The organism is Arthrobacter sp. P4_F11, assembly GCF_056401395.1.
The window spans coordinates 1-20,305 of sequence record NZ_JBFUJK010000025.1; the positions used below are offsets into that span (position 1 = coordinate 1).

Here is a 20,305-nt window from a genome sequence, read left to right on the forward strand (position 1 = left end):
CGATGGAACACAACCTGGGCCTGACCTGCGACCCGATCGGCGGGCTCGTCCAGGTCCCCTGCATCGAACGCAACGCGATCGCCGCCGCGAAAGCCATCAACGCCGCCAAAATGGCGCTCTGGGGCGACGGCACGCACCGGGTCTCCCTGGACGAGGTCATCGTGACCATGCGCGAAACCGGCAAGGACATGTCCTCCAAATACAAGGAAACCGCCATGGGCGGCCTCGCCGTCAACGTCGTGGAGTGCTGACCTCAGCCGTCGGCAGACGCCGCGGATTGCCCTGGAGGTCCATGGCTTCATGGATCTGCAGGGCAAACCAGAGTTGCGCCAGCGTGGAGGTTTCGGTCATATCAAGGCCTGTCAGCTCACTGATTTTCCGGATGCGGTAGATGATGGTCTGCCGATGCGCGAACAGGGCCGCCGCCGTTTTCTGCCAGGACCGTTGCATGTCAAGGAACGTCTTCAGCGTCAGGATGAGGTCCCCGTTTTCTCCCTGTTCGTATTCGAAAATGGGTCCGAGCAGCCGCTGGACCAGTGCGTTCCCTTCCTCAAAGCTGGTGAGCCCCAGCCACGAGGGTCCCTCGGCGTAGCGGACCAACCGCTCGCCGGTGCTCGATGCCGTCCCAAGCGCCCACATCGATTCCTGCAAAGCTCTCTGCGTTCCAGCGGCCGCGGAAGGCCGGCTGATCCCGATCCTCACGTCCAGGGGGGCGGCATGCCGCAGAAGATCGTCGGTGCAGTCTGAGGCGACAGCCAAGTGCAGTGTATTGAACCTGCGCTGGCACGCCGTCGGATACCCGTGTCGCCAAAGATCAACGTGGATCCCGGCCAGACTCTCGCCGTCCTCGCTCGACATCGAGATGATGAGGAATTCCCGTGTCGAAATCCCGAACTCAGGGAGCCGGCTTTCAATGTCGGCGATGCCCAGGCGCCCGTCGAAGGCCTGCAAAAGGAACTCCGCACCCAGCCGGCGCTGGTTCTCGAGGGACAGTACCGTCCGCGACAGCTCCAGTCCAAGGACTGTGGCCGCATGGAGCAGCACCACCGCATCCGGGAGTGGTTCGGATTTCGGCAGCACCACCAGAAGCGCATTGGCGTGAGTCGGAATATCCATCATGAGGAGGTTGCCGTCCCCTAAACGGTGCCACTGGAACTTCTTGCTGGCGACCGGCGACTTGCTGGTCAGCGGTTCAAGCTGCTGCCTGAGGTCCGGCGGCAGCGACTGGCCTCCCGGATGCCAGGCATGCAGGCAGCGTCGATCAACCACGAAGAGGTTGGCGTCGAGTTCAGCTTCGATGCCCAGGATCAGGCTTAGCCACTGGTTCTCAGATGGCCCCGCCAGCCGCAGCAAGTCATAGATGCGGGCCGTCTGACGCAGTCTGCGGGACTCCTCAAGCAGTGAAGACTCCGCGACCGAACGTGCGATGGCGATGAACGGCAGCGGGTAGGGGATGTTGATGACCGGCAACGGCAGGCGGTCACAGGCTTCGAGGAACTGGGGCTGGAGCTCAGGGGCATGCATCTGCTCGCCGATCGCCAGGGCACTGGCACCTGCGTTGACCAGTGCCTCGGCCAGCTCAACCTGCCCGTCGGGATCCGCGGGAATGGAGAGCCCGTTGGTCATCATGAGCTCGCCGCCGGTGATCCATTCCCACAAGCGCGGGAGGTCGGAGGTGTGGGCCCAGGTGACCCGGTTGCCCAGGCCCGCGGAGCCCGCCAGCAGGGTCAGGCCCAGCTGGGGTTCGGCCAGCAGTTCGGCCACGGTGATCGCCATGTGTGATTCCTGTTCGTATGTCCGGAGGCCATCCCCAAGCCGCTTATACACATGTATAAGCCCCTCGGTTATTTGTAGTCAATCGGCGCATGTACCGCGTGACGCCGATCACTAATAGTTAAGGCATAGACCTCAACCGGCGCAGAAGCTCAGCTCAGAGAAGGACATCTGCCAGGCCGGCTGAACCCAAGCAACTGGAGGACCCCTGTCATGACCACGCACAAGCCAATCGGCCCCGTCGACGCAACAAAAGTCCCTCGCTACGCGGGCCTGGGAACCTTTGCCCGGCTTCCTCAGATCGACCGCGTGCCGGACTATGACATTGCGATTGTCGGTGTCCCGTTCGACGGCGGTACCTCCTTCCGCCCGGGCGCCCGCTTCGGTCCGGCCGCTGTCCGTGAAGCGTCGCGGCTCCTGCGCCCCGGCTACCACCCGGAGCTCGACGTCGAGCCTGTGTACGAAGCCCAGGTTGTTGACGCGGGTGACATCGCCTGCACCCCCTACGACATCGGCCGTGCAGTCCGCGAGATCGAGGAGCAGGCCCTCCCGCTCCTCGGCGACGCCGGCTCCGGCAAGAGGCTCATCTCTATCGGCGGCGACCACACCATCGCGCTCCCGATGCTGCGGGCGCTGAACAAGGTCCACGGTCCGGTGGCCCTGCTCCACTTCGACGCACACCTGGACACGTGGGACACCTATTTCGACCAGCCGGTCACGCACGGAACCATCTTCCGCCGGGCCTTCGAAGAGGGCCTTCTCGTCGAAGACAAGTCGATGCACGTGGGCATCCGCGGCCCGGTTTATGACCGCAACGACTTCCTCCGCGACCACGAGTTCGGCTTCCAGATCATCCGCTGCTCGGATCTGGACGTCATCGGGGTTCCGGCCGCGATCCAGCGCGTCAAAGAGCGGCTGGGCGACACCCCGGTCTATGTCTCCATCGACATCGATGTCCTCGACCCGTCCTACGCGCCGGGCACCGGCACTCCCGAGATGGGCGGGCTCCACTCCCGCGAACTGCTGGCCCTGCTCCGCGGACTGGACGGCATCAACATCGTGGGCGCAGACGTCGTCGAGGTCGCTCCGGCCTACGACCACGCAGACATCACCACGCTTGCCGCGGCGACCCTCGTCTTCGACCTCCTCGCCCTGATGGTGAACCGCAGCAAGGCCTCCGCCAACGTCGCCCAAGAGCTGCAAGCCGCCACCGTTTGAGCCACAAAGGGCTGGGCATCGCGCCTGCTTTGTACATATGTACGAACAGGTTTACGGCGTCTATTCAATCGCCGGATTTCCACTGTGACAAAAGTCACGAATGATTGATACATCAGATCCCGTGCCCGACGAAGTGCCGGGACAGAACAAAGAGGTTCCCATGAACTCCAGGAACGCATCATGAGCACGCACCCCACTCAAGCCGTCGCGGCCGAGGTGCCCCGGCTCGAAGACAAGACGATTCAGCCCATCCCCGCCGACGAACGCCACGGCAAAGCACGGGACCTTTTCACCATCTGGTTCGGGTCCAACATCATGATCATGACCATCGTGACCGGGGGACTCGCGACCACGGTGTTCGGGCTCAGCTTTGTGCCCGCCATCGTCGGAATCATCATTGGAAACCTTGTCGGTGGCATCTTCATGGCACTGCATTCGGCCCAAGGTCCGCAGCTGGGCGTGGCGCAGATGATTCAGACCCGCGGCCAATTCGGTTCGTACGGGGCGCTGCTGATCGTTGTCATCGTGGTGGTCATGTACGTCGGGTTTTTTGCGGCGAATCTCGTCTTTGGCGGTCAGGCACTGGCCGCGGTCAGCCCGGGCATCAGTGTTGACGCAGGCATCATTATCATTGGCGTCTTGAGCGTCGTTGCCACCATCTTCGGCTACCGGCTCATCCACGCCTATGCACGCATCTTGAGCATCGTGGCCGGTCTGGCGCTGGTGCTGGCCTTCATCTGGATCTTGGCCGTCCACGGATTGCCGGCCAGCTTCCTGGACCAGGGAAACTTCAACTGGGTTGGCTTCATGGCCACCATCTCCGTCTCCGCCCTCTGGCAGCTCGCCTACGCTCCCTATGTTTCGGACTACTCCCGCTACATGCCTCAGGGCACCGGCTCGGGCCCGGCGTTCTGGGCATCCTACTCGGGCTGCGTCCTGGGAACACTCTTCCCGATGGTGTTGGGTGCCTTGGTGGGAACGCTTGCCCTGACACTGATCGGCGATGGCAGCAGCGTCGAAATAGTCGGGAGCCTGGGAGCCATGCTAGGTCCATGGACCATGGTGATCATCGGAATCTTCTGCCTCGGCGTTGCGGCGTCGAACGCCATGAACCTCTACTGCGGGGTCCTGTGCACGCTCACCATTGGGCAGACGTTCAGGCCGACCTGGTTGCCCCACGCCAAGACCCGGACCATTGCGGCGATCCTCCTCTTCACCCTCGCCCTCTCGATCGCACTGTTCGCCCGCGACAATTTCATCTTCTTCTACACGAACTTCCTCTCCTTCCTGATGTACGTCCTGGTTCCCTGGACGGCCATCAACCTGGTCGATTACTACCTCCTGCGTCACGGCGACTACCGGGTTGAAGACTTCTTCAAGCGCGACGGCGGGGTGTACGGAACTTTCAACTGGGTTGCGATCGGAGCCTATGTTGCCGGCGCACTGATCCAGGTTCCGTTCTCGGCAACAGCGATGTTCACAGGCCCCATTGCCGCAGCGATGAACGGCGTGGACGTCTCCTGGATTGTTGGCCTGGTGGTCGTTGCACCCCTGTACTACTTTGCGGCGCGGGTGTTCCGGAAGAACGCGGAAGCAGCCCTCTTTCAGTCGCCTGCCTTCGCAACTGACCTGATTGAGGCGCCGCGGGCGTAACGCCCACCCCGGGCGTGCACCGCCCACCGCGGGCATATCGCCCGCCCCCAACACAAACTCCCGACGCCGAGACCGGCGCAGAAAGCAAAGGCTAAATACCATGACACTCACCAACCTCGAGCAGTTCACCGTCCGACGCTCTTCCGCGGAGCAAAGCTGTGCCAGCGTCTTGCCTCCGGCGGGACACTTCATCGGTGGAGCGTTTGTTCCCGGTTCCTCGACCCGGCTCATCGACGTCGTAGATCCCACCACGGAGCAGGTCATCTCATCGGTGCAGGCAGGCACAGCCTCGGATGTGGACGTCGCGGTTGAGGCGGCCGTGGCGGCCCAGAAGTCCTGGGGCGCCACGACACCAAAGGAACGGTCCGAGGTGCTCTCCCTGATCGCCAACATCATTGAAGCCAACCGTGAAGCGTTCGAAATCATCGAGTCCGCCAACACCGGTAAACCGCGGACCGTCGCGGAGGACGATGTCTCCAGCACCGTCGACACCTTCCGGTTCATGGCCGGAGCTTCCCGCACACTGACCTCCATGGCAGGCGGCGACTACGCCACCGGACACACCTCGGTCATCCTCAGGGAGCCCGTCGGCGTCGTAGGCGTCATCACCCCTTGGAACTACCCGCTGCTGATGGCTGCCTGGAAGATCGCGCCCATCCTGGCCGCCGGAAACAGCATCGTCCTCAAGCCCTCGGAACAGACTCCGTTGTCGACGCTGAAGCTGGCAGAACTTGTAGCCGGACGCATCCCCGACGGCATTCTCAACGTCGTGACGGGAAAGGGCCGAACCGTTGGGCAGCGACTCTCCGAACACCCTGATGTCGCCCTCGTTGCGTTGACGGGAAGCGTCGTCAGCGGACAGGCAGTGGCGGAGACCGCGGCCAGGTCCGTCAAGCGAGTCCATCTGGAACTCGGCGGTAAGGCCCCGGTTGTTGTCTTCCCCGACGCCGACCTCCGCGCGGCCGCCGCCGGCGTGCGAAACGCCGGCTTCTGGAATGCCGGCCAGGACTGCGGCGCCGCCTGCCGCGTGCTGGTCCACGAGTCCGTAGCTGAGGAGTTCACCGAGCACCTGGTACGTGAAGTCAGCACCCTCGTCGTCGGCGCTCCGGGCGCAGGGGACGACGTCGAAATCGGTCCCATGATTTCGCGCCCCCACTTCGAACGCGTGAAGGAATCGCTCGCCGAGGCAAAGGCTGCCGGCCTTCAGGTGGCCATCGGCGGCTCTGCCCTGGAGGGTCCCGGCTACTTCATTGAACCCACAGTGATCAGCAACGTACCGGCCGGGGCGCACATTGCCACCCACGAAATCTTTGGCCCCGTCGTCACCGTCGAGTCCTTCAGCTCCACCGAAGAGGCCATTACCCGGGCCAACGAGAGCCCCTACGGCCTTTCCGCCTCGGTATGGACCCGGGATTCGAGCCTCTCGCTCAGAGTTCCGAAGCAGCTCGATTTCGGCACCGTCTGGGTCAATTCACACCTGGTGCTGGCCTGCGAGGTTCCGTGGGGCGGATTCAAGGGATCCGGCTACGGCCGCGACCTCTCGCTGTATGCCTTGGACGACTACTCCCGGACCAAGCACGTCATGATCAACCACGGCGCATGAGCCTTAAGACCAGGATCGGAGCTCAGCAATGACCACCACGAATCATCCCCACTCCGCGTCGGCGGCGCGCGCCGCAACCCCGTCCGCTCCCTTCGGGACTGACGTAACCTGGACCAACTGGGGCGGCAACCAGAGCGCCACGCCGGCCTTCACCGTCCGGCCGCGGAATGAACAGGAGGCGCTCGACGCCGTCCGGTTCGCCATCCGCGAAGGACTGCCCGTACGCGCGGTCGGCTCAGGGCATTCGTCCTCTCCGCTTGTTCAGACCGGCGGCGTCCTGATGGACATGTCCGCACTCTCGGCCATCACCGGAACCGACCTCATGCGGCGCCGTGCGAGGGCCCTGGCCGGCACCACCATCAACGCCTTTGGCGATGTGCTGTGGGACCAGGGGCTGGCACTGGGCAACCAAGGCGACATCGACAAACAGCAGATCGCCGGGGCACTCGCGACCAGCACCCACGGCTCCGGAAAGAACCTGGGCAGCTTCTCATCGGCACTGCGCTGGGTCCGGCTGATCAACGGCTACGGCGAAATCGTCGAAATCGGTGAAGGGCAGCTCCGCGAACTCAGGGCCGCCCAGGTCGCCCTGGGGACGCTCGGAATCTTCCTCGAGGTCGAACTGGCGGTCGAGGACCGCTATTACCTGCAGGAGGAGATTACCTACCCCACGTGGGCCGAGACCGCGGCAACCTGGCAGGCCGACATCGACGGGAACCGGCACTACTCGTTCCTCTGGTGCCCGGATGACGATTCATGTGAGCTGCTGGACCTGCCCGGATCGCCCGGCCAGAGCATGGCAAACCGCAGTTACACCAAGCGGTACAACATCGCCGAGGTCAAGGACGAGCGTGAAATTTCCCGCATCGAAGGTGCCCGGCTGGACCGGTCGTACCGCATCTACCCGGGCGGATTCACCACACCGTTCCATGAACTCGAGTACTTCGTTCCCAGCGAACACGGCCTGGCGGCCGTCGAGGCTGTCCAGGAGCTGATCCGCACCAGGCATTCCGACCAGAAGTACCCCGTTGAGGTCCGCTGGGTGAAAGCCGACGAAGGCTACATGTCCCAGTTCCAAGGACGCGACACCACCGTCATCACCCTGACCACCGAACCTGGGACAGACTACTGGCCCTTCTTCCGGGATGCGGATGCGGTGCTGCAGGAATTCGAGCCACGTGCGCACTGGGGCAAGATCCACTTCATGACCAGGAGCCGGCTGGAGCGTCTCTACCCGGAGCTCGACACTTTCATCCAGATCCGCCGGGAATTCGACCCCCGCGGCATGTTCCTCAACGACCACACGCGGGCCCTCGTCGGCTAAATCAGCTGGCCAGGCTAAACCGGCAATTCCGGCGTATGCCCCCGAATCGTGACCGGGGGCATACTGCCCGCCTTGCCACAACCAATGCGGAATGCGGGAAGAGAAGAAATGAGCCATTTTCAGGACAAGGCCTACCTCGTCACCGGAGCCAGCTCCGGCATCGGTCTAGCGACCACTCGGGCCCTTCTGGCCCAAGGGGCGAAGGTCGCCGCCGTCGGGCTCCCCGACCGGTTGCTTGAAGACGCACGACGCCAACTGTCCGGCCCTGTGATCTTCCTCGAAGCCGACGTGTCGGAGTCCCTGCAGGTCGACAGCGCCTTCGCCCAGGCGGAAGCAGAACTCGGAGCACTGAGCGGAGCCTTCAACGCCGCAGGAATCTCCAGTGTTGCGCCGATCGCCGAAACGTCCGACGAGCTGTGGCAGAGGCTGATCCGGGTGAACCTGACCGGCACTTTCCACGTCGCCCGGGCAGCGGCGCGAACGCTCACAGCCAACGGCGGCGGCTCGCTCGTCTGCACTGCCAGCGAGCTATCACTCGTCGGCCAGGCAGGCTACACGGCATACACCGCCACCAAGGGCGGCGTGCTTTCGATGATGCGGTCTTTGGCCGCCGAACTCGCACCGGCCGGCGTCCGGGTCAACGCACTGTCGCCGGGCACGACAGATACCCCGATGCTTGCGGCCGAGTTCGCGAACGAAGAAGAACGCGCCAGAGACGAAGCTTCCGTACCCCTTGGCCGATTCGCCCTCCCTGAGGAGATTGCAGCCGCTGCGCTGTGGCTCCTGGGTCCTGAATCCTCATATGTCACGGGAACAAACCTTGTCGTCGACGGTGGCCGAACCACGACGTTCCCCCTCGGGCATTGAATCCCACATCCAACGCATGTACTGAAAGGCAAAATCACATGAGCTCTGTGCTGGTCACAGGTGGTGCCGGATTCACCGGACGCCACATAGTCAACGAACTCGCCGACGCCGGCCATCGAACGGTCAGCTACAACCGGGATTTCATCGAGGCGCCACGCCCCGACGTCGTTTCCGTCCAGGGCGAACTGTTTGATATCCCTCGTCTCCTCGAGGTATTCAAGGAGCACGACGTCGACACCATCGTCCATACCGCCGCCATATCCCACCCGACCTATTCCCTGAGCTTTCCCCTGGCCACGTTCGCTGCCAACGTCGAGGGAACGGTGGCGGTTTTCGAGGCGGCCCGACTCCACGGCGTCAAACGGATCATCAACTTCTCTTCGGAGTGCGTGTACGGCAAGACCTCAGCACCGGTCGTTCTCGAATCGGAGCCGGTAAATCCGACGACGCCTTACGCCGTGACGAAGGTTACCGGGGAATGGCTCGGACAGGTCTACGGCGACAGGTATGGAATCGACGTCATCTCCCTGCGCATCGGCCAGGTTTACGGACCCGGAAACCGCATGGATGAAGTCATGCGGGACATCATGCGCGGCGTTGTCCGCGACGGTTCCTTCTCACAGGACCACGGGGCCGACCACCGCTACAACCTGGTCTACGTCCGCGACGTCGCTCTTGCCATACTGGCGGCAGTCCAGGCACCAGAAACGGCCTCGGCCAGGCCCCTGGCCTACAACATCTCCGGCAGCGAGTACTGGACACTCAGCGACGTCGTCAAAGAAGTTCGAATCGCATTCCCGGACGCCACCGTGGAGATCGGGCCCGGGACCGATCCAACCCTGGACTTGCAGGGCCACTTCAGCATCGCTTCCGCAGCCGCGGATCTCGGCTACGAATCGGCCTGGCCGCTGCAGCGGGCCCTCGGCGACTACGCCGACTGGCTCTCCACCCATGACTTCTGAGCCTTTTCTCCTGACCCATTTCTCCTGATTCTTCTGATAGGCGCGATCATGACCTTCGATACAAACGGCTGGAGGCAGGGGGCGGCGTGCGTTGCCGCGCTAACTTTCGACGTCGACGCCGAGTCCCCGATCCTGGCCGCCGGCCGCCGCCATGCCGACAATGCGATGGCGATGACTCACCAGGCGTTCGGACCCAAGGTGGGTGTTCCCCGGATTCTCCAGATGTTGAAGGATGTGCAGCAGCCGGCGACATTCTTCATTCCAGGCGTCACCGCGGAGCGATATCCCCACATGGTGGAACAGGTCCTGGAATCGGGTCATGAGATCGCGCACCACTCACACACCCACCGCACGGCGGTGAACATGAGTTTCGACGACGAACGCGTTGACTTCGATCTGGCGCTTGCCGCACTCGGGCGTTTCGGCATTTCTCCCAAGGGGCATCGCGCCGCAATGTGGGAGCCCTCGTGGCAGACGCCGGCGCTGGTAGCTGAATACGGGTTGAAATACGATTCCAGCCTGATGGATGCGGACGTCCCGTACCTCATTGAAACCCCCTCAGGGACAGTCGCGGAACTCCCTCCACATTGGAGCCTGGATGACTGGGAGCAGTATGCCTTCCTTCCGGAACCCAAGATCGGGGAAATCATCCAGTCGCCACTGGTCGTGGCGGACATGTGGATTCACGAGATCGACGCAATGCGACGTCATGGTGCCCTATTCATGCTCACCTGCCACCCGTTCCTCACGGGGCGGGCAGGACGGCTGGAGGCGCTGCGGACCGTTGTCGAAACTGCGCTTGAACGAGGCGACGTCCGCTTCTCGACGTGCGAGGCGCTCGCGGACGCGGCACTCGGTGACCCTGCATTGATTGCCGAGCCCCTCAATCCAGTGACAGCGTCCGCGGAGCTCTATCCGGAGTACTGAATCCGGACTACTGAATCCGGACAACTGAGCTGTGCAACACGGCGAACATTGGTGATCCCAAAACACAACAGGCCCAGGGCGAAGCCCTGGGCCGCTCATCAGCCACGCCCGCCGCGCGCCGTGAAGCTTCACCCCCTAAGACCGTCCCAGCGAAAGAAGGCTCATCGCAATGAACTCCCCGTCCCAGCTGTTGTCGGACGCACCTGGTCCAACACAGACGCCTAATCCTGAATCCCTCCAACTCAAACGGGAGATGGGGTTCTGGTCCTCCTTCTCTTTGGCGTTTGCCTTCATGTCGCCCATCATCGGCCTGTACGGAGTATTTGGCCTGGCCCTGATGGCCGCAGGACCGGCCTTCTGGTGGGGTCTGTTGGTGGTCCTCTTGGGCCAGGCCCTGGTTGCAGCCGTACTTGCCGAGCTCGCTTCACGTTGGCCTGTTGCCGGCGGGGTCTGCCTTTGGTCCAGGTCCCTTCTCGGGCACACCTACAGCTGGTACGCAGGATGGGCCTACATCTGGACGCTTATCATCACAGTTGCCGCTGTAGCCTTCGGTGGTGGCACATTTCTTGCCTCGCTGCTCGGCATTGAGCAGCCTGACACGACGACGAAAATCGTGCTGGGCGCCGTCATCCTCTTGGCGAGTACCATAGCCAACTCCGCCGGACGGAAATGGCTGAGCCTGCTGGTGACCGTGAGCATCGTGTGCGAGGTCATTGCCAGTCTGGGAGTCGGGTTGGTACTGATCATCTTCCATCGCCGAAATTCCCTCAGCACGATCCTGGAGTCTTTCGGAACCGCGCCGGACACCACCGCATATGTCTTTGGGCCGTTTCTTGCCGCGGTGGCAATCATCGGTTGGTCGTTTGTGGGTTTTGAAAGTGCGGGTGCCATTGCCGAGGAAGTCCGGTCTCCCGAACGCAAAGTGCCGCGGGCAGTGCTGACGTCCCTGATCACGGTGGCATCTGTCATTACGTTTTCGTGCCTGGCACTGCTCCTCGCAATCCCGGATATTGGTGCCGCCATGTCGGGGGCAGACCCGGACCCGATTACCACAACCCTCACTGCCAACCTTGGCGAGGGAATCACCAAACCTCTCCTGGTAACCATCGTCCTGGGATTCATCGCCGGGACGGTGGCGCTCCAGGCAGCTGTATCGCGATCGATTTTCGCATTCGCCAGGCTGGATGCCCTGCCTGCGGCCAAGGTTCTGAAGCGTCTCAGCAAGACCGACCGGCTGCCTATCAACGCCCTCCTGGTCTCCGCGGCCGCGTCAATGATTGTTCTTGCCCTGTCGGCATCGCAGGTGTATGGCGCCCTTATTGCCTTCGCAACGGCGGGCTTCTACGTGGCTTTCATATTCCCAGTGCTGGCCGCGCTGATAGTCCGGCTGAAAGGAGCGTGGAAGGCCGGACCCTTCAGCCTGGGAGTTCTTGGCCCAGTCGTGAACCTGGCGGCGCTGCTGTGGTTGGGTTTTGAGATCGTCAATATCGCATGGCCGCGGCAGCCGGAAGCGCCCTGGTACCAGAACTACGCAGTGATTGTGGTATTCGTGATCCTTGGCCTGGCGGGTTTTGCGGTGGAGAGGCGTCTGCGTCGGCGCAATGGCGCGCACCTGGCGACGGAGGCAGCGGCTGAGACCGAGACAGACCCGGAACTGCTGAACGTCGGGCCGTGAGGCCCAACGAACCCCTCCTTCCCAGTGATTTTGCCGGGGAGGAGGGGTTTTTCACGCCCGGAAATGGGGGCGCGGCTGGCCGGAGCCTGGAACTCAGATGCAGGACTTGTTGTAGTCGAAGCCGCCCGAGATGTACTGGGTCATGGTGACTTTCCCGCCGCCTGTCAGCGGCGCTGCCGAACACATGCTGCTGGCGTTTTGGAGGGAGCTCGCGCCGGCAAGCCAGCTTCGCTGGGCGTAAAGGCTGCTGGTCGAGGGCACCGCGCCGACGATCTGTACCCATTGGTAGCCGGTCGAGTAGAGCCCTGTTTTGGCGCCGATGCTGGCAAAGTAGGCGGCCATGCCCTCCAGATCGGCCCTGTTGGCGGCCTTGTTCGTTGACCAGGTGTTTTCGGTCTCGACGTCCAGCCACCAGGTGTAGGAGGCCGGGTTCTTGACCCCGCGGATGGTGGCGTCGTCGTAAGCCTTGGCGTACCCGTACATATAGGAACACGCCGAGCCGACCGAGCCCTTGGTGCACTGGCCGTACGGGTTGGCCACGGTCTTCCCGGCATAGGTGTTGCTGGTGGGCCACCAGGAGCCGGCGGTCCCGGGGTTTCCGGTGTTTACGTACAGGGCCACGAGGGGCTGGCCGGTCCCGCCGGTGGACGTGGCGGCCCAGGACAGCTGGGTGGTCAGGCACGAGTTGGTGTTGTTTGCCAGGCCGTTGTTCACGCCGATGATCGCGAAGCTCTGGCCCTTGGGCAGCGGTTTGCCGCACTGCGGCCAGGACACGTCGACGCCGGGTCCCGCGGGCGTGACAGCCGCTGTGCCGGCCGAGGTCTTCGCGGCGGTGGTGTAGCCGGTCTTGGTTCCGGTGACGGTGACGGTGAGGGCCTTGCCGGCCTGCGCCGCGGCCAGTTTGTAGGTGGCGGCGGTCGCGCCGATGATGACGACGCCGTTCGCCTTCCACTGATACTTCAGGATGACGGGAGCTGGACCCCACGTGCCCGGGACTGCGGTCAGGGTGTAGCCGACTTTTGTCATGCCGGTGATCGTCGGCACCGGGGCCGGCCCGAGCGAGCCGGCGGCGATGGCCGCGGTGGGGGTCGAGGTCTTCGCGGCGGTGGTGTAGCCGGTCTTGGTTCCGGTGACGGTGACGGTGAGGGCCTTGCCGGCCTGCGCCGCGGCCAGTTTGTAGGTGGCGGCGGTCGCGCCAATGATGACGACGCCGTTCGCCTTCCACTGATACGTCAGAGTGACGGGTGCCGGACCCCAGATGCCCGGGACCGCGGTCAGGGTGTACCCGACCTTTCTTGTGCCCGTGACCGTCGGCACGGGGGCGGTCGTCAACGGCGCGGCGGACGCTGCACTGACCGCCGTCGTCATATCCGGCGCGGCGGAGGCGGGGGCAAGCGGTGTCAGGGAAAGCATTATGACCACAACCAGGAACAACGGAATTGATAGAGGCCGGACGCGGTCGAATAGCAGCATAAAAATTTCCCCCAAATTGCCGCGCCCGGAACAGGCTGCGCTAGAGCCCGCGGAAATGCAGACAGCGTGAATCTAGCATGGGGAGGTGGCAGCTATGCGGGACACGCACGCACGCAAAAACCCGCCGGCTCCGGGTTCACCCGGGCCGGCGGGTCGTTGCGGGGAGGCTACTCCGGAACCACCAGAGCGGGGGTGTCCTTCCGGATGGTCTCGCCCCGGAAGAAGCCCGGATGCAGTTTCGCGGCGACCAGCATGATCACGACGCCGAGGGCGAGGATGCCGATCCCCAGAATGAACACCAGGCCCACGCCGAAGACCTCCGAGCCGCTGCCGAATTCCGGTGCCCAGCTGTCCACGGCGGTCTGGAAGAAGACCACGGTGAGGACCAGGCCGCCCAGGACCGGGAACAGCAGCCGCATGAAGAAGTTGCGGACGCTGGAGAACAGGCTATGCCGGAAGTACCAGGTGCAGGCGAAGGCAGTGAGGCCGTAGTAGAAGCAGATCATCAGGCCCAGGGCCATGATGGTGTCATTGAGGACGTTCTCGCTGACTACCTTCATGACGGCGTAGAAGCCGCCGGAGATCACACCGGCAATCACCGTTGCGAAACCGGGGGACCCGAACCGCTTGCTGACGGATGCGAAGCGCGGCGGCAGCGCCCCGTAGTGGCCCATCGCCAGCAGGCTGCGGGCGGGAGAGGCCATGGTGGACTGCAGGGACGACGCGGTGCCGGAGAGCACGGCCAGGGACATCAGGATGGCCAGCGGGCCCATGACGGGGGAAGCCAGTGCCGCAAAGATATTCGACTGGTTGTCCGGGTTGTTCAGGCCGATGCCGTCGGTTCCGGTGCCGGCAACCATCATGGTGGCCACGATCGCGACGAGGTATAGGGCCAGGACGGCGACCGCCGTCGTGGTTCCTGCCCGGCCGGCGGTACCCTTGCCGCCCTTGGTTTCCTCGTTGACGGTGAGGCAGACGTCCCAGCCCCAGTAGACGAAGACGGCCAGTGACATGCCGGCGGCGAACTGCTCGAAGCTGCCGATCTTCATCGGGTTGAACCAGTCCCAGCTGAAGGCGATCGCGGTGCCCGAGTCGCCCGAGGCGGCGTGGGTGAGTGCCATGACGACGAAGATGCCCAGGACGAGGACCTGGAATCCGACCATGGTGTACTGCACCAGCTTGGTGGCGTGCAGGCCGCGGTAGCTGACCCAGACGGCCAGTGCCACGAACACCAGGCACGTCACGATGTTTACGGCTGTGTTGGAGGTCAGGTCCGCGAGGTCCGGGTTGTTGAACACCTGGGCCAGGAAGAGGTAGAAGAAGTCCACCGCGACGCCGGCCAGGTTGGACAGGACAATGATGTTGGCGGCCAGCAGACCCCAGCCTCCCAGCCAGCCGACGAACGGGCCGAACGCCTTCGTGGCCCACGTGAAGGTGGTGCCGCTGTCCGGTGAATCGGCGTTGAGCTCACGGTAGGCGAACGCCACCAGGATCATCGGGATGAACGCGACAATGAAGATCGCCGGCAGTTGCAGGCCCACGGCGCCGACGGCGGGTCCCAGCGAACTGGTCAGGCTGTAGGCGGGTGCCACGGAGGAGATGCCGAGGACGACGACGGCGAGCAGGCCCAGCTGGCCGCCCTTGAGCCCCTTGCCCGAGATGCCGTGCTTGGAACCGGCCGGATCGACGACGTCGTGCGTGATGGTGCCGTCTTCGCGGCCGATAGTCTGACTCATTGCTGACCTTTTTTCTGGGGGACGGATGGTTGCTGTTGGGTGATGCAGTGGATGCCGCCGCCGCGGGTGAAGAGCTCACGGGCGTCGATGCCGACTATCCTGCGGCCGGGGTAGGCGTCGCCAAGGATGCGCAAGGCTTTTTCGTCCATCGGGTCGCCGAAGGTGCAGGCGATGACGCCGCCGTTGACCACCAAGTGGTTGATGTAGCTGTAGTCGACGAACCCCTCCTCATCCGTCAGGGTTGCCGGGGCGGGGACCTCGATGATGTTCCATTCGCGGCCGGCCGCGTCCCGGGTGGTGGCGAGGTGGCTGATGATGTCCCGGCACACCTCGAAGTCGGGGTGTGCCGGGTTCTGCTGGGAATGGACCAGCACGGTGCCCGGGGACGGGATGGCCGCAACGATGTCGACGTGGCCGCGCGTGCCGAACCGTTCCGAATCCCGGGTCAGGCCGCGGGGAAGCCAGACGACGTGGCTCACGCCCAGGGTCCGGCCCAGCTCGGCTTCGACGTCGGCCTTGCTGAGCCCGGGGTTGCGGCCCGGATCGAGCTGGACCGTCTCGGTGACGAGGACCGTGCCTTCGCCGTCGACGTGGATGCCGCCGCCCTCGTTCACCAGCGGCGAGACAAGGTGGCTGGCCCCCGAGCGGGCCGCGACGGCCGACGCCACAATCGCGTCCTTGTCCCAGGCGGCCCAGTCCTGGCCGCCCCAGCCGTTGAAGACCCAGTCGACGGCGCCGAGCCGGCCGCCGTCGTCGAGGACGAACGTGGGGCCGATGTCCCGCATCCAGGCGTCGTTCAGCGCGGCGGGGACCACCTCGATATCCGGGTGGAGGTAGTCCGCCGCGGTCTGCACATCCGCCGGCGCCACCAGCATGGTGACCGGTTCGAATTCCACGACGGCGTTCGCGACGGCGGCCCAGACGGAGCGCGCGGCGTGGGCTTCTGCCGCTGTTTCGCCCAGGGTGTAGCCGCCGGTGGGGAACGCCATCCAGACACGGTCCTGGGGCGCCGTTTCGGACGGCATCCGCCACGCGCTCATGCGGTGGCCTTGCTGGTGTCGGCGCCGAGCGGGGCGTCGGGACGTACCGGTTCGGTCAGCCGCCCGTACGTGTCCGGGCGTCGGGTGGCCAGGAAGGGGAAAAGCGTGAGCCAGTCCCGGCGCTGGTCGAGGTCGAGGTCCGCGACGAGGACCGCGGATTCGTCCCGCGGTGCCTGGGCGAGGATCCGGCCGTAGGGATCGGAGATGAAGGAGGAACCGTAGAAGTTCAGCGTGCCCTCGCTGCCCCAGCGGTTGGGGACCACCATGAACAGCCCGTTGGCGATGCCGTTGCCCACGATGACCTGCTGCCACAACGGCTGGGTGTCGAAGTCGGGGTGGTCCGGCTCGGAGCCGATGGCTGTGGGGTAGACCAGGAGTTCCGCGCCGCCGAGGGAGTAGATCCGCGCCAGCTCCGGGAACCACTCGTCCCAGCAGGTGGGCATGCCCATCCGTGCGCCGCCGAGTTCGGCGGGGGAGTGGACCTCGTAGGCATCGTCGCCGTCCGGGCCCTGGCGGAAGAATTTGTCCTCGTAGTAGCCGGCCGTGACGGGAATGTGGAGCTTGTGGGTACGGGCCAGGAGTTCGCCTCCGGGGGACACCAGGATGGCGGTGTTCAGGCCCAGGCCGTCGTCTGTGCCGTCCGGGTTCTCCGCCTTCTGGTACAGCGAAGCGTGGACGCAGATGCCGTGCCTCCGGGCCGCGTCCGCCGCGAACCGGAACGTGGGGCCGGTGAACAGGTCCTCGGCGATGTCCGAGGGCCGCGGGCGCGTAGTCCCGCCGCGGGCGGCGTCATTTTCGGGAAGGGTGTCCGCGGGGTAGCGGGACAGTGTGAGCTCGGGGAGGAAGACGACGGCGGCTCCCAGCCGGGCGGCGCGCCCGATGCCTTCGTCCAGTTCGGCGTGCAGGGCCGCGGCGTCAGGATGCCAGCGATGCTGCACGACGCCGATCCGCAGTGCCGGCCGGCTGGAGGGCAGCGTGCGGGCCAGGGAGGGCGGGGTGTCGAGGGACGTGATTTCGATCATGGCTACTCCAGTGAGACGGGCGTCACATTAATGAACGTTGTTCATTTAGTTTGAGGGCGATGGCCCCACGGGGCAAGACCTAATATGAATAAAGTTCATTTATTTATTCGGGGTGAACCCTGCGCCGTCCAAGGCCGGCAGCCGGACCGCTCCTTCCCGCGGCGCGGACCTCCCCTGGGGGCGCGGGCCGTAAGGCCCTAGACCGTGGATTAGTCGCGGCAGAGTCTGGGGTATGACTCAAACGAACCCGGGGCCGGCCCCGGACATCAGGGCCGCCCAACTCAAGGAACAGCCCACGGCGGTGGTGCATGAGACAGTCCCGATGAACGCGTTGCGGGATTTTTTCGGCCGTGCCTTCGCCGCCGTCATGGGTGCGGTGCAGGAGCAACATGTCCAGTTGGCCGGGCCCCCGTTCGCGCTGTACCGCGGCATGCCGACCGACGTCGTCGACGTGGAGGCGGGGTTCCCCCTCGCCGCGCCTTTCACGAACCCCAGTGGCGCGGACACGGCGGTTGTCGCCGGCACCCTCCCCGCAGGCCAGGCCTACGAGGCGATGCACATCGGTCCCTACGAATCACTGCAGCGTACTTACGGCGCGATCATGGCGCGGATGCGGCAGGACGGCGCGAGCCCGGGAGGAGCAATGTGGGAGTACTACCTCACCGATCCCGGGGTCGAACCCGATCCAGCGAAGTGGCAGACGCTCGTGGTCTGGCCGGTCGACTGAAATGCCGCACCCGAATGGCCCGACCGCCGCGCGGATGGGCCCCGGCCGGGGGCCGCTGCCCGGGTTTCCAGGGCCCGTCCGACTCATTCTGTCTGATAGGCCACACTATTGCTCTACTCCATGCATAATGTCCTAAACTGCTTCACTGAGGTGCCTGAAATGGCGCTGCGCAGCAACGAAAGTGAACCCCGATATGGCTACCGATTACGACGCCCCACGCAAGACAGAAGAAGAATCTCCCGCTGAGTCGCTGGAGGCCCTTCAGGCGTCCCGCGGCGGCGGCGCGCAGACCGCTGTGATCGACGTCGATGAGAACGACACCGCTGAAGGCATTGATCTTCCCGGTGCGGATCTGTCCGGCGAAGAGCTGACGGTCATTGTTGTTCCGGAGCAGTCCGATGAATTCACCTGCTCCTCCTGCTTCCTGGTCCGGCACAGGTCCCAGGTGGCCCTTGAGAAGAACGGCATGAAGTACTGCCGCGACTGCGAAGGCTAAAACCTTCCGGCAACTGACAGGCCGTACGAAGCGCCGGACCCGCGAGGGTGCCGGCGCTTCGCCGTTCCCGGCCACGCCTGCGGCTGACGGTGTTATCAGTTCGTGAACGATCTTCACGAGCTGGGTCCGTGCAATCCGTCCGTGACCAGCAACGGGCCACGCTAACGGTTGGGCGCCGAAACTGCGGAGGACCTCGCCCGCCGGGCCGGCCCCGCCTACGCTGAAAGCGTCTGGCCTGCGCTGACTGTTCCGCCAGCCCAAGGGTCAGGCAGCACCAGGGGGTGGCGGCCTTGAAGAAGACCCAGTTGAAGATCCAGTTGAAAAAGGTCAACGCGTTGCTCGCGGCTGTTCTGATGGCCGCCGCGCTCGGGATTCTTGCACCGGCGCCGGCCGCCGCAGACCCGTACTGCGGACTGGCCTGGGGGTCGCTGAGCAAAATGGATCCGGCCATGAGCCAGGCCAAGGTGGTGAACGTCCGCACCGGTCAGCACTACTGCTTTGACCGGCTGGTCATTGACCTCAACGGCCCCGTGGCCGGCTACAGCGTCCGCTACGTACCCGCGGTGGTGCAGGACGGGTCCGGCCTGCCGGTCCCGCTGCGGGGCCAGGCCTTCATTCAGCTCACGGTCAATGCACCCGCATATGACGACGCCGGCAATCCCACCTACAACCCGCCGAACAAGAATGAACTGGCTGACGTGACCGGCTACCAGACCTTCCGGCAGGTGGCGTGGGCGGGCAGCTTCGAGGGCTATTCGACCATTGGGCTGGGGGCCCGCGCCCGGCTGCCGTTCCGGGTCCTGGCCCTGCCCGGGCCGGGCACCGGGTCCCGGTTCGTGGTGGACGTGGCCCATTTCTGGTGAGGCTGGTGAAGCCGGTCGCAAGGCAGGGCCGCGCGCCTTGGCGGGCGGGTCGGCTTGAGCGAGTTGAGCTCGGCCCGGAGCGGGATTCCCGGCCGTCGTCGAGCACCAGCTGGGTGCAGTGCCCGGTGGCGCGGTTGAGAATAATCGGGGCCATGTGGCGTCCCCCGCCGAAGCGAAACCCGGAGACCTCCGGGTGAGCTTCGGCGGCAACCACATTTCCATCTATCTGGGCATCTGGGCAACGGCAAGGCGATCGACGCCCCCGTGCCGGGTAAGACCGTCCAGATCCGCGATGCCTGGGAACAGCAGTCCAACCTGACTTCCATCCGGCGCATCGTGCCCGCAGGGGCGGCAAAGGGGCGCCTGCGTTCCGACGTCCGGCAGCACGTCGTCGCGTTAGCATTGGTCCCAACACGTCTGTCCAGGAGGGCACATGCCGTACATCGTTGACTTTGAGACCGTTTCTACCGCCGGCTTGGAATCATCCCCCGTCTCCGAGGCCCTCGCCGGGTTGCGCGCCAACGAGGCCCGCTATTTCCGGAATAAGTACGGCCACACCTTCACCGTGAGCCCCGCGAGCGAAGTTCCTGACGTGGTTGACCGGGTGAGCCGCATCCTCCGGGATGAACGCGAGATCGTGATCGGCTCCCGCCCGCTGGAGGCGACCGCCTTCGAAGTCGACGGTTTTCGGATGGCCTATGTTTTTTACGAGTCGGGGTTGTCGGTCAACGTCATGTACAGCATCGAGGACGGCGGGAAGAGAGCGGTGGGGTTCAAACTTGCCGACGGCATGGAAGTTCCGGAGGAATTGGCGCCGCGCTTCAAGTTCGCCCGCCAAAAGTCGAAGCTGGCGGGCGTTATTCGCGGCTCCTACTTCGTGATCAAGGGCGAGTACTGATCGGGCTCACCCCCCGCATTCAGGGTGCGGCACGCAGCCGGGCAATCC

The 20,305-nt window shown here is 64.5% G+C and carries 18 protein-coding genes; 13 read left to right on the plus strand and 5 right to left on the minus strand.

Annotation, left to right across the window (positions count from 1 at the left end; all coding sequences use genetic code 11):
* On the plus strand, positions 1 to 251 hold a 251-nt coding region (locus tag AC1DRO_RS20115; protein ID WP_476952179.1), incomplete at its 5' end, for an L-serine ammonia-lyase, iron-sulfur-dependent, subunit alpha.
* Here the strand turns inward: AC1DRO_RS20115 and AC1DRO_RS20120 are convergent.
* Complete coding sequence (locus AC1DRO_RS20120; RefSeq protein ID WP_476952180.1) at positions 232 to 1,776, minus strand: PucR family transcriptional regulator; 1,545 nt, start codon at positions 1,774 to 1,776, stop codon at positions 232 to 234. The two genes, AC1DRO_RS20115 and AC1DRO_RS20120, sit on opposite strands and share 20 nt — an antisense overlap.
* A 210-nt stretch (positions 1,777 to 1,986) precedes the next feature.
* Here AC1DRO_RS20120 and speB point away from each other — a divergent pair, with 210 nt between their 5' ends.
* The 8 genes from speB to AC1DRO_RS20160 all read left to right on the plus strand — a co-directional run bounded on the left by speB (position 1,987) and on the right by AC1DRO_RS20160 (position 12,002).
* Complete coding sequence (gene speB, locus AC1DRO_RS20125; RefSeq protein WP_243182253.1) at positions 1,987 to 2,991, plus strand: agmatinase; 1,005 nt, start codon at positions 1,987 to 1,989, stop codon at positions 2,989 to 2,991.
* 180 nt (positions 2,992 to 3,171) lie between these two features.
* Positions 3,172 to 4,644 carry a purine-cytosine permease family protein gene (locus AC1DRO_RS20130; RefSeq protein ID WP_476952181.1) on the plus strand — a complete coding sequence of 491 codons (1,473 nt, stop codon included), beginning with the start codon at positions 3,172 to 3,174 and terminating at the stop codon, positions 4,642 to 4,644.
* 100 nt (positions 4,645 to 4,744) lie between these two features.
* Complete coding sequence (locus AC1DRO_RS20135; protein ID WP_476952182.1) at positions 4,745 to 6,247, plus strand: aminobutyraldehyde dehydrogenase; 1,503 nt, start codon at positions 4,745 to 4,747, stop codon at positions 6,245 to 6,247.
* 28 nt (positions 6,248 to 6,275) lie between these two features.
* On the plus strand, positions 6,276 to 7,571 hold the full coding sequence (locus AC1DRO_RS20140) for a D-arabinono-1,4-lactone oxidase (RefSeq protein WP_476952183.1): 1,296 nt from the start codon (positions 6,276 to 6,278) through the stop codon (positions 7,569 to 7,571).
* A 108-nt stretch (positions 7,572 to 7,679) separates the two neighbouring features.
* The gene (locus tag AC1DRO_RS20145) at positions 7,680 to 8,438 is read left to right on the plus strand and encodes an SDR family NAD(P)-dependent oxidoreductase (RefSeq protein ID WP_476952184.1); all 759 of its coding nucleotides are present in this window, start codon (positions 7,680 to 7,682) and stop codon (positions 8,436 to 8,438) included.
* Positions 8,439 to 8,476: 38 nt separating this feature from the next.
* A complete protein-coding gene (locus AC1DRO_RS20150) occupies positions 8,477 to 9,400 on the plus strand; it encodes an NAD-dependent epimerase/dehydratase family protein (protein WP_476952185.1) in 924 nt (307 codons plus the stop codon).
* Between the two features lie 48 nt (positions 9,401 to 9,448).
* A complete protein-coding gene (locus AC1DRO_RS20155; RefSeq protein WP_476952186.1) occupies positions 9,449 to 10,327 on the plus strand; it encodes a polysaccharide deacetylase family protein in 879 nt (292 codons plus the stop codon).
* A gap of 169 nt (positions 10,328 to 10,496) precedes the next feature.
* Positions 10,497 to 12,002 carry an APC family permease gene (locus AC1DRO_RS20160; protein WP_476952187.1) on the plus strand — a complete coding sequence of 502 codons (1,506 nt, stop codon included), beginning with the start codon at positions 10,497 to 10,499 and terminating at the stop codon, positions 12,000 to 12,002.
* A 93-nt stretch (positions 12,003 to 12,095) separates the two neighbouring features.
* Here the strand turns inward: AC1DRO_RS20160 and AC1DRO_RS20165 are convergent, their stop codons facing one another.
* The 4 genes from AC1DRO_RS20165 to AC1DRO_RS20180 all read right to left on the minus strand — a co-directional run bounded on the left by AC1DRO_RS20165 (position 12,096) and on the right by AC1DRO_RS20180 (position 17,273).
* Positions 12,096 to 13,415 (minus strand): hypothetical protein, encoded by a 1,320-nt coding sequence (locus AC1DRO_RS20165; RefSeq protein WP_476952188.1) that lies wholly within the window; start codon positions 13,413 to 13,415, stop codon positions 12,096 to 12,098.
* Between the two features lie 227 nt (positions 13,416 to 13,642).
* Positions 13,643 to 15,211 carry an APC family permease gene (locus tag AC1DRO_RS20170; RefSeq protein WP_243182223.1) on the minus strand — a complete coding sequence of 523 codons (1,569 nt, stop codon included), beginning with the start codon at positions 15,209 to 15,211 and terminating at the stop codon, positions 13,643 to 13,645.
* On the minus strand, positions 15,208 to 16,251 hold the full coding sequence (locus AC1DRO_RS20175; protein WP_476952189.1) for an agmatine deiminase family protein: 1,044 nt from the start codon (positions 16,249 to 16,251) through the stop codon (positions 15,208 to 15,210). Before AC1DRO_RS20175 ends, AC1DRO_RS20170 begins: the two co-directional genes overlap by 4 nt.
* Positions 16,248 to 17,273, minus strand: coding sequence for a nitrilase-related carbon-nitrogen hydrolase (locus AC1DRO_RS20180; RefSeq protein ID WP_476952190.1), 1,026 nt, complete (start codon positions 17,271 to 17,273; stop codon positions 16,248 to 16,250). The genes AC1DRO_RS20175 and AC1DRO_RS20180 overlap by 4 nt, the downstream gene beginning before the upstream one ends.
* Positions 17,274 to 17,505: 232 nt before the next feature.
* Here AC1DRO_RS20180 and AC1DRO_RS20185 point away from each other — a divergent pair, with 232 nt between their 5' ends.
* From AC1DRO_RS20185 to AC1DRO_RS20200, 4 genes are all read left to right on the plus strand, one after another.
* Positions 17,506 to 18,000 (plus strand): GyrI-like domain-containing protein, encoded by a 495-nt coding sequence (locus AC1DRO_RS20185; RefSeq protein WP_476952191.1) that lies wholly within the window; start codon positions 17,506 to 17,508, stop codon positions 17,998 to 18,000.
* Positions 18,001 to 18,193: 193 nt separating this feature from the next.
* Positions 18,194 to 18,496 (plus strand): DUF4193 domain-containing protein, encoded by a 303-nt coding sequence (locus tag AC1DRO_RS20190; protein ID WP_018775830.1) that lies wholly within the window; start codon positions 18,194 to 18,196, stop codon positions 18,494 to 18,496.
* A 317-nt stretch (positions 18,497 to 18,813) separates the two neighbouring features.
* Positions 18,814 to 19,359, plus strand: a complete 546-nt coding sequence (locus AC1DRO_RS20195; protein ID WP_476952198.1) for an AMIN-like domain-containing (lipo)protein — start codon at positions 18,814 to 18,816, stop codon at positions 19,357 to 19,359.
* 433 nt (positions 19,360 to 19,792) lie between these two features.
* Positions 19,793 to 20,257 (plus strand): phage tail protein, encoded by a 465-nt coding sequence (locus AC1DRO_RS20200; RefSeq protein WP_476952192.1) that lies wholly within the window; start codon positions 19,793 to 19,795, stop codon positions 20,255 to 20,257.
* The last annotated feature ends 48 nt before the right edge of the window (positions 20,258 to 20,305 follow it).

Coding starts and splice junctions, on each gene's coding strand:
- speB (WP_243182253.1), top strand. CDS start 1,987: ATGACCACGCACAAGCCAATCGGCCCCGTCGACGCAACAAAAGTCCCT.
- AC1DRO_RS20150 (WP_476952185.1), top strand. CDS start 8,477: ATGAGCTCTGTGCTGGTCACAGGTGGTGCCGGATTCACCGGACGCCAC.
- AC1DRO_RS20175 (WP_476952189.1), bottom strand. CDS start 16,251: ATGAGCGCGTGGCGGATGCCGTCCGAAACGGCGCCCCAGGACCGTGTC.
- AC1DRO_RS20185 (WP_476952191.1), top strand. CDS start 17,506: ATGACTCAAACGAACCCGGGGCCGGCCCCGGACATCAGGGCCGCCCAA.
- AC1DRO_RS20155 (WP_476952186.1), top strand. CDS start 9,449: ATGACCTTCGATACAAACGGCTGGAGGCAGGGGGCGGCGTGCGTTGCC.
- AC1DRO_RS20190 (WP_018775830.1), top strand. CDS start 18,194: ATGGCTACCGATTACGACGCCCCACGCAAGACAGAAGAAGAATCTCCC.
- AC1DRO_RS20180 (WP_476952190.1), bottom strand. CDS start 17,273: ATGATCGAAATCACGTCCCTCGACACCCCGCCCTCCCTGGCCCGCACG.
- AC1DRO_RS20200 (WP_476952192.1), top strand. CDS start 19,793: ATGCCGTACATCGTTGACTTTGAGACCGTTTCTACCGCCGGCTTGGAA.
- AC1DRO_RS20170 (WP_243182223.1), bottom strand. CDS start 15,211: ATGAGTCAGACTATCGGCCGCGAAGACGGCACCATCACGCACGACGTC.
- AC1DRO_RS20135 (WP_476952182.1), top strand. CDS start 4,745: ATGACACTCACCAACCTCGAGCAGTTCACCGTCCGACGCTCTTCCGCG.
- AC1DRO_RS20140 (WP_476952183.1), top strand. CDS start 6,276: ATGACCACCACGAATCATCCCCACTCCGCGTCGGCGGCGCGCGCCGCA.
- AC1DRO_RS20120 (WP_476952180.1), bottom strand. CDS start 1,776: ATGGCGATCACCGTGGCCGAACTGCTGGCCGAACCCCAGCTGGGCCTG.
- AC1DRO_RS20160 (WP_476952187.1), top strand. CDS start 10,497: ATGAACTCCCCGTCCCAGCTGTTGTCGGACGCACCTGGTCCAACACAG.
- AC1DRO_RS20130 (WP_476952181.1), top strand. CDS start 3,172: ATGAGCACGCACCCCACTCAAGCCGTCGCGGCCGAGGTGCCCCGGCTC.
- AC1DRO_RS20145 (WP_476952184.1), top strand. CDS start 7,680: ATGAGCCATTTTCAGGACAAGGCCTACCTCGTCACCGGAGCCAGCTCC.
- AC1DRO_RS20165 (WP_476952188.1), bottom strand. CDS start 13,415: ATGCTTTCCCTGACACCGCTTGCCCCCGCCTCCGCCGCGCCGGATATG.